Origin of the sequence: Deinococcus sp. HSC-46F16 (genome assembly GCF_024171495.1) — a bacterium.
GTDB lineage: Bacteria > Deinococcota > Deinococci > Deinococcales > Deinococcaceae > Deinococcus.
In genome coordinates this window covers 32595-44113 of the sequence record NZ_JALJZW010000003.1, presented here as the reverse complement: position 1 = coordinate 44113, position 11519 = coordinate 32595, and the positions used below count along the sequence as shown (strand labels likewise).

Sequence of the window (11519 nt, the reverse complement as noted above, 5' to 3'; positions counted from 1 at the left end):
GACCGCATGAAACTGCGCTCCATCCTCCGCAACGTGGCACGGCAGGAGGCGGCCAGTGTGGGCGAGGCCGCTCGCCGCGCCGCCGACTCTCTGCGCCATGATCCACGCGTGCAGGACACCGCCAGCCGCCTGAAAGCCCGCGCCGGGGACCTCGGCGGAAGTGCCCGCGCCCGCGCCGACGAGCATCTGGAGCGCCTGATCGAACGCCGCCACACCCGCCCCGGCGTGCCCGTCCCCGACGACGTGGCCGCCGCGCTGGCCGCCCGCCGCCGCGAGCGGGAGGCGCGGGTGGCGATGGCACGGGCCAGAGCCGCCCTAACCGCACAGGGCGAGACGCCCGATCAGCGGCGGGTGCTCACGCTGCTGGCCGACTCGACCCCCTGGGCAGGCGGTCAGGGCGAGGCAGTGCGCTATACGGGCCTGCTCGACCGCCTCGCGCCCTCCGGCGACCCCGCCGCCGAGATGGCGATTCACCGGGCGCTGTGGACCCTGGCCGAACGCCGGGTGCTGGCCGTCTCGCCGCATGGAGAGATCACGGCCTGTGAACTGCCTGTAACAGTGGAGGTCCGGGGCTAACTCCCCCCCCGCTCCCCCATCCGCTCCAACGCCTCCCCCAGCACCCCGTCCGCCAGTTCGCGGGCGCGGCGGGCCAGGGCGGCACTCTCGTCGCGCAGGGCCTGGGCCTCGGCGTCCGGCAGGCGGGAGAGGTTGGCTTCCACAGTCACGCGGGCGGCGTCCACCGCCCCGGCAAGGAGGCCCGCCCCCGCGCTCACGTCGCTGACGACCAGCGTGGGCGAGAGCGCCAGCGCCTCGGCGGCCCGTTCCAGCACCCGCACCCCGGTCTGCGCGAGGTCAAGGGGGACCCCGGCGGCGCGGCGGGCGGCATCTTCCAGCTCGGCCTCCCGCTCGGCGTCCTGTTCCGGCGTCTCGTCCGGCTGTCGGGCGGCCTCCACGAAGCGCCCGAAGGCCCGCGCGTCGGCCTGTCCCAGCGTCTGGAGGTGCTCGCGCTGCCCAGCCAGCCAAGGCAGCAGGGCGCGGCGCTCCGGGTGCGCCTCCTCGCGCCAGGACCGCTCCAGGGCGATGTTCAGCGCCATCTCCATCAGCGCGACCCCGAAGGCCGCCGCCACTGCCGCCGCCGCCCCACCCCCCGGCGTGGGGTCGCCGCTCGCCGTCCGCGCGAGGAGGTCACGGGCCGTCTCGTCCCAGAACTGCGCCATAGGGGAACTCTACGCGACCGTCCCGGCTGGCGACCCAAAAAAAGCCGCCCCCACGTAGGAGACGGCCCGGTCAGAGGAAAAAGCTTACAGGTTGCCCTTGAGGGTGCTGGCGACCTTGAAGGCCACCTTCTTGCCCGCGGGGATCTGGATCTTCTCGGAGGTGCCGGGGCGCACGCCGGTGCGGGCGGCGGTGGCCTTGACGCTCAGGGTGCCCAGGCCGGGCAGGCCCACGCTCTGGCCGCTGCGGATGGCGTCCACGACCACGTCGAGCATGGCGCTGACGGCTTCCTCGCTCTGCTTCTTGGTCAGGCCGGTCTTCTCGGCGACCTGCTCCACGAGCTGGGTCTTGGCGACCTTGCCGGTGCGCTCGCTGCCGCCCTCGGCGTTGCCGCCCGCGCTGCGTCCACGGGTCGCGCCGCCGTTGCCGCCACGGCTGGTGGTGCCTTCGGACTTCTTGCTGGCCGCTGCCTTCGTCGTTTTCTTCGTCATGGCGTGCAGCATGACATATGTGCTGGAAGGCGAAAAGGGGGGGTATGGGTCAAACAGCCCCTCCAGCACGCATTTGACAAGGTGCCCCACCGAAAAATGTCGTGCTGAACGGTATTTTCGGAAAGTTCATTAAGTCACGTTTAAGGCCGACCACCCCCATTGACCCCCGCCCAGCGCGGCTCCCAGGGCCTCTAGCGCAGCACCACGGTCTTGACGTAGGTGAGTTCCTCGACCGAGGCGCGGGCACCCTCGCGGCCGAAGCCGCTGTCTTTGATGCCGCCGTAGGGCATCTGGTCCACCCGGAAGGTGCTGGGGTCGTTCACGATCACCCCGCCCGCCTCGATGTCGCGGGCGGCTTCCAGCGCGTGCTGAAGGTTGGTGGTAAAGACGCCCGTCTGGAGGCCGTAGCGGCTGCGGTTGGCGGCGGCGATGGCCTCTGCCCAGTTCGCGGCGCGGGAGAGGACCACCACCGGGCCGAAGGCCTCCTCCGCGACGAGGCGGGCGTGCTCGGGCACGTCCTCCAGCACGGTGGGGGGCAGGATATTGCCCTGGGGGGTGCCGCCCAGCAGCAGGCGACCGCCGAGGGCCTGCGCCTCCCCGATCCAGTCCCCCAACCGTTCCAGCGCCGCCGCCCCGATCAGCGGCCCCACGTCGGTCGCCTCGTCGAGGGGGTCGCCGCACACCAGCGCCCGGCTGGCCTCCAGAAAGACCTCGCGGAAGCGGTCATAGGCGGCCTCGTGGACGATCAGGCGCTGGGGATGGATGCACACCTGCCCCTGGTAGGCGAAGGAGACGGCGGCGAGCGCCCGCGCCGCGCCCTCCACGTCGCTCTCGGCGTCCACGAGGTTGGCGCTGTTGTTGCCGAGTTCCAGCACGACCGGCTTGAGGCCGCTGCCGCGCTTGATGCTCTCTCCCACGCCGGGACTGCCGGTAAAGGTCACCAGCGCGACCTCTGGGGCCGAGGTCAGCGCCGCGCCCAGCTCGGCCCCGCCGTGCAGCACGCTGATCGCGCCGGGCGGGAAGCCGGCGTCGCGCAGCAGTTCGGCGAGCAGGTTGGCCGTCTGGGGCGTCTGGGGCGCGGGCTTGAGAATCACCACGTTGCCCCCCGCGAGCGCCGGACCGACCTTGTGCAGCGCGAGGTTCAGCGGGAAGTTGAAGGGACTGATCGCCGCGATGATGCCGCGCGGCTCGCGGCGGGTGAATCCGACTCGGCCTTCCCCGAAGCGGCTGGCGTCCAGCGGAATCCCCTCGCCCGCGAGCCGCAGCGCCTCGTCGGCGGCGAAGGACAGGTTCTCCACGCTGCGGGCGACCTCCACCCGCGACGCCTTGAGCGGCTTGCCCGCCTCGGTGGCGATGGTGCGGGCGAAGAGGTCGGCCCGCGCCGAGAGCAGCGCGGAGGCCCGGCGCAGGCCCTCGGCGCGGCGGTGCGCGGGCCAGCGGCGCGACTCGCGGAACGCTTCCGCCGCGAGGTCCAGCGCCCGGCGCAACTCGGCCTCCCCGGCGCGGGCCACGTCGTAGAGCGCTTCCCCCGTGTAGGGGTGCGCTACGCGGTCGGTCTGCGCGGTCATGACAGCCTCGCCCCCGATCAAGAGGGGCACGCGGGTCAGGGTGGTGGTCATGGGGTCACTGTACGGCGGGTGACCATGAGGCGTGGGCGCCCCGCATCCACCTTCGGCCCGATGGCCCTTACCCCCGCAGCAGCTTGACCGCCCGCACCACGTCCTGCGGGGTGATGGGCTGATCCGGGTGGGCGCGGCAGCCCGAGGCGTACTGCTCCAGAATCGTGTCGCCCGTGGCGTCCAGCGCACTGCGGATGCCCGACAGCAGGGTCAAGATGTCGTGGCAGTCGCGGCCTTCCTCGATCATGCGCTGGAGGCCGCGCACCTGACCCTCGATGCGGCGCAGGCGGTTGAGGACCTTTTCGTCGGTGGCACTCAGGGGAGCAGGGGTGGGGGTCATGAGACTCCTTGCCGAAAGGAAAGAACGGGGGACGTCAGCGCCGGTAGCTGAGGCCCAATATACCCCCCCAGGGTAGCAAAGGCCAGCCTGAGGTCCGCAGTTCGGCCCAGGGTCGACCCGCCGTGAGGCCCCGTGCTCCTCGTGTTCGGCCAGGGAAGGGCACGGGCGGCGGGAACCAACACCCTCGGTGTGGGGCGCTCAGGACAGGGGAACTTCACTCCTGCCCATATTCCCCTAAGGTTCTCAGGCGCATACCCTCCGGGGATACACCACCTCGCCATGGACTCCCAGCGGCTCTCCGGCGCGGACCTCGCGCAGGCGTTGCGGGCGGGAACGGCCCACACGCGGCACACTCGCCGGTCCCCCCGCCGGGGTGGGCCGCCCATGAGGCGGCTTTCCACGGGGCTAGACTGACGGCGCTTTCCCACCGCCGAATTCCCAAGGAGCATCAGTGTTCATCTCTGTCGTCATCGTCAGCAAGGGCCGCCCGGAGATTCTGGCTGGAACGCTGGCGTCCCTGGAGCGGCAGACCCGCGCCCCGGACGAGCTGCTCATCGTCGTAACCCAGGAAGCCGACCTCCCGGAGGGCGTGCGGGAGCGGCCGGGGCTGCGGGTGCTGTTCTCGGCGCCCGGCATTCCCCGGCAGCGCAACTGTGCCCTCGACCACCTCTCGGCCGACTCCGGGGCGGTGGTCTTTTTCGACGACGACGTGGAGCTCGCCCCGGACTACCTGCGGCGGGCCGAAGGTTTCCTGGTGATCCACCCCGACGTGACCGGCTTCAGCGCCGTGCCGGTGCTCGACCGCGCCGAGGAGGGGCTGCTGCCGCGTGAGCGGGCGCGAGAGATTTTAAAGGCGTGGTCCGTTCCGCCGCCTCCCGTGCGCTCCCGGCTGGGCCTGTACGGCTGCAACATGGTGGCCCGCACGGCTCCGGCCCAGGCGACCCGTTTTGATGAACGGCTCGCCCTGTACGCCTACCTGGAAGACCTCGATTTCGGCGCCCGGCTCTCGCGGTGGGGCCGGACGGTGGACTACAGCGGCGGACGCCTGATTCACCTCAGCACCCCGTCTGGACGCATGTCGGAACCGCGGCTGGGTTTCGCGCAGGTCATGAATCCGGTGTACCTGTGGGCGAGCAAGCGGGCCATTCCCGGTCCCGAATGCCTGCGCCTGATCGGGCTGTCGCTGGGGCTCAACGTGCTGAGCCTGCTGGGCCTTGACCGCCGGTTGCGGGTCACCCACGCGGCCACCGACCGCCGGGGGCGACTGCGCGGCAACCTCGCGGCCCTGCACCTGCTGGGGCGGGGCGTGATCGACCCGTCCGCAGTGCAGCGCCTCTAGCACCGCACAACGCAGGCAGGGTGGGGGGCCATGCCGGGAGGTTCCAGTGCCCCACCGGAACCCCCACCGTCTCACCCCGGCTCATGAAGGCGTCTTAGGGTAACAGCCATGTGGAAACGTCTGATCGCGTCCGCGCTGCTGGTGGGCACGGTGAGTGGCTGCGCGCTGATCACCCAGGTGACGGGCGCGGGAAGGGGCGGGGCGCCCGCGGCGCCGGCGCGGCTGGCCCCCGACCCCACCCTGCTGTCCCGGCCGTCGACCGAGATCGGGCACCGGCCGGACGGCACCGTGCTGGTGGAAGGGCGGCCCTTTTTTCCGCTGGGCTTTTACCACGTGTCGTGGGCGGGGGGCGGCACCATCCAGGGGCGGCGCGAGGACCTGCGGCGCCTGAGCGAGGCGGGCTTCAACCTGATGGTCACCGAGCCCATCAACGACCGCGACGTGAGCGACTTCGAACAGACGCTGAACGCTGCCCAACAGCAGGGGGTCTATGTCCTGAGCTACGGCCTGGGCGACGCCGCCGTGCGGCGGGTGGGGCACCACCCCGCAGTGCTGGGCTTCAAGCTCGCCGACGACAGCAACGCCCTCGTGAGGCCCGAGGAGGTGCGGCGACGGCACGCCCAGTTCAAGGCCCTGTCCCCGGAGAAGTTGACCTACATCAGCCTGTCGGTGGCCTATGACCGGCCCGAGACGGCCTATTTCGGCGTGTCGGACATGGTGGGCAACCAGAGCTACCCGGTCGGAAACGACGACATCGCGGTGACCTACCGGGTGATGCGCTCAGCGGTGCAGAGCGCCCTGGCGCGGCGCAGCGTGCCGGTCGCCAACCTCCAGACCTTTGCCTGGGGGGATGGGCCGCTGCCCACCGAGGCCGAGCTGCGCAACATGACCTATCAGGCGCTGATGGCGGGGGTCAAGGGCATCGTGTACTACGCCTACCGCTCCAGCGAGGTCGACCTGTCCCGCGAGCCCCGGCTGTGGCGGGCCGCCGGGACCCTGGCGGGCGAGATCGCCCAGCTCTCCCCCGCCCTGCTTGACGGCGAGCGCCAGGAACTCAGCGACGGCAACGCGGGGCGGCCCGTGGTCGTGCTGCTGCGGGGGCGCGGCGGGAACTTCCTGCTCGCGCTGAACAACAGCCGCACCAAGGCGCAGACGGTCCGCGTCTCGCTGTCCGGGGTGCCGGGCGGCTGGCAGGCCCTGGCGGGCCAGGGCTCGGCCCTGACCCGGCGCGGGGGGCAGGTCAGCGGCCAGCTCGCGCCCCTGCAGGTCGTGGCCTACCGGCTGGGCGGGCGCTGACTCCACCCGGCCCGCCCTAGCGCAGCTCCAGGTGCAATCGGCGCCGTTCGGCGTCGGAGACGACGTAGTACCACACGCCCCCAATCTTGCGGTTCACCCCGCGCACCGCCTCGGTCCGCTGCCGCTCGGTGAGGTAGCTGTGCCGGGTGCGCAGCCGCACCACCTCGGTGGGCGAGAAGTTGGTGCGCAGGTCTCCCTGAAGGCGCTCGAGCAGCGCCTGGAGTTCCCCGGTCGAGCGCTCCCCGAGTTCGGCCATCAGGCGGCGGACGACCTCCTGCTGCCGGGCATTGCGCCCGAGGTCGCCGCGCGGGTCCTGCTTGCGCATGCGGGCGTAGGCAAGGGCCTGCTCGCCGCTCAGGCGCACCGGCCCCGGCGTGAAGCTCTGGCCGTCGAGCGTAAAGGCGAAGGGCGGGTTGACGGTCACGCCGCCGACCTCGTCGATGGCGCGGCGAAAGCCCCCCAGGCTGATCTCCACGTACTTGTCCATCGGCAGCCCCAAGAAGCGCTCGATGGCCTCGGTCTGAAGCCGGGCGCCGCCGTAGGCGTAGGCCGCGTTGATCTTGACCAGCCCGTGGCCCGGCAGGTTGACCCGCGTGTCGCGCGGCACGCTGAGGAGCGTGAGCTGCCGCTCCACCGGGTCGAGGGTCAGCACCAGCAGCACGTCGCCCCGGCCGCCCCCCAGTTCCTCGTGGTCGGTGCCGATCAGCAGCAGGTGCAGCCGAGCAGTCGTCTCCAGCCGGTCGTTGAACCAGCGCGGCGCGACCGGGGGAGACGCAGGCGAGGTCGCCGGGGTCTGGGCACGCGGGGCCGGAGCCGGACGGGGGGCCGGGGCCACCTGGGCGGCCGGAGCGGACGCCGGGCTGGAGCGGGGCGCCGGGACCGGCGCGGAACTGGGTTCCGGGGCAGGCGCGGGAGGCGCGGCGGGCTCGGGCTGCTGCGGGACCGGCGTCGGCTCGGGCTTGGCCTTGGGGGCCGGGGCAGGCTCCGGCGCCGGAGACGGGGCGGGCGGCACCGGGGCCTCCTCCCGTGCCGGAGGGGGCACAGGCTCGGGGGCCGCCGTTCGGGCGGGCGGCGCAGGTGGGGGGTCCGGCTCCGGTGCCGCTTGCGCCTCCGGCTCCGGGGGCAGGTAGCGGCCCAGCGAGACGGGGCGGTCCGGGTCGGGGGGCGGCAGGTCCGCGAAGACAGGATCGTCGAGCACCCCGGCCGGGGGCGGCAGGCCGTCGCCGTCGAGTTCGTGGTAGACCACCTGCCCCACTGCCGAGACCCGCTCGTGGGTGAGGTAGAGGTAGCCCCCACCCCCGGCCGCCAGGGCCAGCAGCACGGTTCCGATCAGCCAGCGGCGGCGCATGGGGGAACTATAGCCGGGGGCGGGAGCGCGTGCCTGCGGCCCCCGCCCCCTGGTGGTGTCCCCCGGCGGCAGGGCCGGGGTATCTTGCACCGAGTCCGTTCATGCCGACCTCCCCTTCCCCCCCACCCCGTCTGGCCCCGCCCCCGGCGACTCCCCGCCCGGTGGGGCTGCGGGCGGGGGTGGTCTGGACGGTGCTGGGGCAAGGCACCTCCGCGGCGGCGCAGTGGGCGGTGGTGGCGCTGCTCGCGCGGCTGGGCAACCCGGAGGCCGTCGGGCAGTACGCGCTGGGGCTGGGGCTGGTCAATCCCCTTTACCTGCTGCTGGGATTGCAACTGCGCAGCGTGCAGGCCACCGACGCGGGCGAGGCCCGGCCGTTCGGGCAGTATTTCAGCCTGCGGGCGCTGACCATGCTGCTGGCCCTGGCGATCACGGCCGGGCTCGCGGCGCTGTATCCGCGGGCGGCGGGTGTGATCTTGTGGCTGGGGGCTGCCAAGGCGCTCGAGGGCCTGAGCGACGTGACCTACGGGCTGATGCAGCGGCACGAACGGCTGGACTGGGTGTCGCGCTCGACCATGCTGCGCGGGGTTTTGGGGCTGGGACTGCTGGCAGCGCTGTTCGCCGCGACGGGAAGCGTGACGCTGGGGGCCGCCGGAGTCGCGCTGGCGGGCCTGGCCGTGCTGCTCGTGCATGACCTCCCGCTCGCGCGGCGGCTGGCGCCGGGAGGCTGGTGGACCCGGCACATTCCGGCCGGGTTGCCCCGGCTCGCGCTGCCGCTGGGCGTGGTGATGGGACTGGTGTCGCTGGGCAGCACGCTGCCCCGGCTGTTTCTGGAACACGCGCACGGCAGCGCGGCGGTGGGCGTGTATTCGGCCCTGAGTTACGTCACGGCGGCGGGGAGCATCGTCGTGGTGGCGCTGGGCACCGCCCTGACCACGCGGCTCTCGCACCTGTTCGCCACCGGGCAGCGGGCGGGCTTCGTGCGGCTCACGCTGGGGCTCGTGGGCGCGGCGGCGGCCTTCGGGGGCGGACTGACCCTGCTCGCGGCGGTCGCGGGGGGGCCGCTGCTGGGCCTGCTGTACGGCCCCGACTACGCGGCCGAGGGCCGGGCCTTTCTGTGGCTCACGCTGGGCGGGGCGCTGAGTTACCTCGCCTCCTGCGCGGGCTTCGCGGTCACGGCGGCGCGGCGCTTCCGCGAGCAACTGCCCCTCTTCGCGGCCGTCACCGTCCTTCTGGCCCTCGCCTGCGCGTGGCTGATTCCCCCGTACGGCGTGATGGGGGCGGCCTTCGCCGGACTCATCGGGGCCGGGGCGCAGCTCGCGGGCAGCGGGCTGATCGTGGCGGGGGCGCTGCGGGCTGGTCCGGCCCCCGTTTCAGGAGACCCATGAATACAGCGTCCCATCCCAAGCCCCTGCGCATCCTGCACCTCACCGGCACGCTGGACCGGGGCGGCATCGAGAGCTGGCTGGTCAATCTCCTCGCGCAGGTGCCGGGGTCCGAGGCCCGCATGGACGTGCTGGTGGTCTCGCCCGACCCCCGACCCGGCGACCTTGACCGGCAGGTGTGGGGGCTGGGGGGTCGGGCCTTTCACGCGCCCCCCACCGGCCGCCCCCTCGCCTTTCTCGCGGCGCTGTGGCGGCACCTGCGCGAGCACGGCCCCTACGACGTGGTGCACAGCCATATCCACCACTTCGGGGGGCTGGCGCTGCTCGCGGCGCGGCTGGCCGGGGTGCCGGTGCGGGCCGCGACCAGCCACCTGGATTCCCGGCGCGGGGACGCGGCCGCCGGGCGGGGCCGCCGCCTGTACCTGCGGGGCATGCGGGCCGCGCTGGAATCGGGCGTGACCCACCGCCTCGCGGTGAGTGCGGAGGCCGCCGCCGCCCTCTTCGGCCCAGGCTGGCGGGAGCGGGGCACCCGGCTGGTCACCCTGGGGGTGAATCTGGAGGCGGTGCGGGGGGCGCGGGGCGGTGCAGAGCACCTGCGCCGCGAGCTGGGCCTGCCGCCGGGCGAGGCGGTGATCGGGCACGTCGGGCAGTTCCGGCCCCAGAAAAACCACCTCTTCTTGCTGGACGTGTTCGCGGCGTACCTGCGGCGGCACGGCCCGGCGCGGCTGCTGCTGGTTGGGGACGGGCCGGAGCGGTCCCGCGTGGGGGCGCGGGTGCGCGAGCTGGGCCTGGAAGACCGGGTGCACCTGACCGGCTCGCGGCCCGACGTGCCGGGGCTGCTGTGGGCGATGGACGCCTTCGTGTTCCCGTCGCTCACCGAGGGCCTGAGCCTCGCGCTGCTGGAGGCGCAGGCGGCGGGCCTCCCGGCAGTGGTGTCGCGGGGAGTGCCGCTTGATCCCCGGATGCGGCTGGAGGCGGTCGAGGTGCTGGACCTGGAGGCGGGCGGGGAGGCCTGGGCCGACGCGGTCGCCCGTGCCCTCGCGCGGGGCCGGGCCGTGCCAGAGGCGCTCGACTTCGATGTCGCCCGGACCTCGCGGGAGCTGCTGGCCTTTTACGCGCAGGCCGTGCAGGAGGCGGGGGCGGGGGGCGGCCCCCGGTGAGCCTGGAGGTGCCCAGCTCCCGGCGGGCGGCCCCGGCCCCAGTCCCGGCGCCCCTGCTCGCCCCGCTGCTGGAGCGGGCGGTCGCCGGGCTGCTGGGGGCCTACGTGTTGGTGCAGTTTTTCGGGCCGCCGCTGCTGGCCGCCGGACCGAGCTGGGCGCTGTGGCCCAGCCTCGCCGACCTGCTGCTGTGGGCGGCGCTGGGGCTGGGCCTGGGCTACCGCCGCCCGCCCGCGCCGGAGCACCGCGCCGTGTGGCAGGCGCTGCTGGTGATCGGGGCGCTGTGCCTGCTGTCCTTCGTGCTGCTGCTGGTGCTGCGTGACCCCGGACTGGGCGCGGCCCTGCCCTTCGGGCTCTTTCAGCTCTACAAGCTGGCGCAGACGCTGGCCGCCTTTTGGCTGATGTCGCGGCTGCCGCTGTCTGACCCGGCCTTTGCGGCGACCCGGCGGCGCTGGGGCACGGCCGCGCTGCTCTCCTTCGGGCTGATGGTGGGGGGCGTGGTGTGGACCACCTTCTCCGGCACCCTGCCGGACACGCTGGGGCAGGTGCTGCCGCGCGGTCAGGGGGTCGCCGGGCCGTGGGAGGGCTTTTACCGCCACTACGAGCAGGGCCTGGGAAGTATCGGCTACAACCACGGGCACGTCGCGGCGATGGTGCTGCTGGCCGGAGCACTGGCGCTGCTGCTGCGGCCGGGGCGCTGGACCCCGCTGGTGCTGGGAAGCATTCTGGTGGCGTCCTTTCTGTCGGGGTCGCGGGCGGGCTTCGCGGGGGCGGCGCTGTTCGTGCTGCTCCAGGGCTTCCGCACGCCCGTGCTGGCGACCCTGGCCCTGACCGCGCTGGCCGCCGGGGCAGTGGCCGCGACGCCCTGGCTGGGGGCCGAACTCGGCGACCTCGTCTCCCGGCAGTCCACCCTGCTGGAAGCCACCGAGGCCGGGAACCTCGCCGGGCGCACCGACATCTGGACGGCGTATCTGGACGCCCTGTCGGCCGAGCCGCTGCGGCTGCTGATCGGCAGCGGATTCGGCTCGGGGGTGGGCAACCTGGGGTCGTACGCCCACCTGCTGCCCCTTCAGGTGCTGTACGAGACGGGCCTGGCGGGCTTGACCGTGCTGGGGCTGCTGTTCGGGCTGCTGTTCACGCGGCTGCGGCGGGCCGGAACCCACGCGGCCGGGGTGGGCACCCACCTGCTCGCGGCGCTGTGGCTCACGGCCATCACCACCGACACCTTCTATCCCAACTCGGCCTTCGGGTCCTTTCTGCCGCTGCTGTCCCTCACGCTGGCGCTCGCGCTGGCCCGTTCCCCGGCCTCCCCCCGCCCCTTCCCCTCCTGAG

The 11519-nt window shown here is 73.3% G+C and carries 11 protein-coding genes; 6 read left to right on the top strand and 5 right to left on the bottom strand.

The window, feature by feature from the left end:
* Window positions 1-6 precede the first annotated feature (6 nt).
* Window positions 7-576 (top strand): hypothetical protein, encoded by a 570-nt coding sequence (locus L1280_RS07855; protein ID WP_253581545.1) that lies wholly within the window; start codon window positions 7-9, stop codon window positions 574-576.
* Here L1280_RS07855 and L1280_RS07850 read toward each other — a convergent pair.
* From L1280_RS07850 to L1280_RS07835, 4 genes are all read right to left on the bottom strand, one after another.
* Window positions 573-1217 carry a cyclodeaminase/cyclohydrolase family protein gene (locus L1280_RS07850; protein ID WP_253581544.1) on the bottom strand — a complete coding sequence of 215 codons (645 nt, stop codon included), beginning with the start codon at window positions 1215-1217 and terminating at the stop codon, window positions 573-575. The genes L1280_RS07855 and L1280_RS07850 overlap by 4 nt on opposite strands.
* A gap of 84 nt (window positions 1218-1301) precedes the next feature.
* On the bottom strand, window positions 1302-1706 hold the full coding sequence (locus L1280_RS07845) for an HU family DNA-binding protein (RefSeq protein WP_371922896.1): 405 nt from the start codon (window positions 1704-1706) through the stop codon (window positions 1302-1304).
* A 191-nt stretch (window positions 1707-1897) separates the two neighbouring features.
* Window positions 1898-3325, bottom strand: a complete 1428-nt coding sequence (locus L1280_RS07840) for an aldehyde dehydrogenase family protein (RefSeq protein WP_253581542.1) — start codon at window positions 3323-3325, stop codon at window positions 1898-1900.
* Between the two features lie 67 nt (window positions 3326-3392).
* Window positions 3393-3665 carry a metal-sensitive transcriptional regulator gene (locus L1280_RS07835; protein ID WP_253581541.1) on the bottom strand — a complete coding sequence of 91 codons (273 nt, stop codon included), beginning with the start codon at window positions 3663-3665 and terminating at the stop codon, window positions 3393-3395.
* Between the two features lie 451 nt (window positions 3666-4116).
* Between L1280_RS07835 and L1280_RS07830 the strand changes: the two genes are divergently transcribed.
* Window positions 4117-5004, top strand: a complete 888-nt coding sequence (locus L1280_RS07830) for a glycosyltransferase (protein WP_253581540.1) — start codon at window positions 4117-4119, stop codon at window positions 5002-5004.
* A gap of 108 nt (window positions 5005-5112) precedes the next feature.
* Window positions 5113-6300, top strand: a complete 1188-nt coding sequence (locus L1280_RS07825; RefSeq protein ID WP_253581539.1) for a hypothetical protein — start codon at window positions 5113-5115, stop codon at window positions 6298-6300.
* A 16-nt stretch (window positions 6301-6316) separates the two neighbouring features.
* On the opposite strand, the gene L1280_RS07820 is transcribed toward L1280_RS07825, so the two are convergent.
* Entirely contained in the window at window positions 6317-7648 is a 1332-nt protein-coding gene (locus L1280_RS07820) for an LCP family protein (RefSeq protein ID WP_253581538.1), read from the bottom strand.
* A gap of 101 nt (window positions 7649-7749) precedes the next feature.
* Between L1280_RS07820 and L1280_RS07815 the strand changes: the two genes are divergently transcribed.
* From L1280_RS07815 to L1280_RS07805, 3 genes are read left to right on the top strand one after another with little or no spacing between them, the layout of a single operon-like run.
* Entirely contained in the window at window positions 7750-9033 is a 1284-nt protein-coding gene (locus tag L1280_RS07815) for a lipopolysaccharide biosynthesis protein (protein WP_253581537.1), read from the top strand.
* On the top strand, window positions 9030-10190 hold the full coding sequence (locus L1280_RS07810; RefSeq protein ID WP_253581536.1) for a glycosyltransferase: 1161 nt from the start codon (window positions 9030-9032) through the stop codon (window positions 10188-10190). Before L1280_RS07815 ends, L1280_RS07810 begins: the two co-directional genes overlap by 4 nt.
* Window positions 10187-11518, top strand: a complete 1332-nt coding sequence (locus L1280_RS07805; RefSeq protein WP_253581852.1) for a hypothetical protein — start codon at window positions 10187-10189, stop codon at window positions 11516-11518. Before L1280_RS07810 ends, L1280_RS07805 begins: the two co-directional genes overlap by 4 nt.
* The last annotated feature ends 1 nt before the right edge of the window (window position 11519 follow it).

Excerpts from the sequence above, each read along its gene's own strand:
- L1280_RS07825 (WP_253581539.1), top strand. The coding sequence starts at position 5,113 with ATGTGGAAACGTCTGATCGCGTCCGCGCTGCTGGTGGGCACGGTGAGT.
- L1280_RS07815 (WP_253581537.1), top strand. The coding sequence starts at position 7,750 with ATGCCGACCTCCCCTTCCCCCCCACCCCGTCTGGCCCCGCCCCCGGCG.
- L1280_RS07810 (WP_253581536.1), top strand. The coding sequence starts at position 9,030 with ATGAATACAGCGTCCCATCCCAAGCCCCTGCGCATCCTGCACCTCACC.
- L1280_RS07845 (WP_371922896.1), bottom strand. The coding sequence starts at position 1,706 with ATGACGAAGAAAACGACGAAGGCAGCGGCCAGCAAGAAGTCCGAAGGC.
- L1280_RS07820 (WP_253581538.1), bottom strand. The coding sequence starts at position 7,648 with ATGCGCCGCCGCTGGCTGATCGGAACCGTGCTGCTGGCCCTGGCGGCC.
- L1280_RS07840 (WP_253581542.1), bottom strand. The coding sequence starts at position 3,325 with ATGACCACCACCCTGACCCGCGTGCCCCTCTTGATCGGGGGCGAGGCT.
- L1280_RS07855 (WP_253581545.1), top strand. The coding sequence starts at position 7 with ATGAAACTGCGCTCCATCCTCCGCAACGTGGCACGGCAGGAGGCGGCC.
- L1280_RS07835 (WP_253581541.1), bottom strand. The coding sequence starts at position 3,665 with ATGACCCCCACCCCTGCTCCCCTGAGTGCCACCGACGAAAAGGTCCTC.
- L1280_RS07850 (WP_253581544.1), bottom strand. The coding sequence starts at position 1,217 with ATGGCGCAGTTCTGGGACGAGACGGCCCGTGACCTCCTCGCGCGGACG.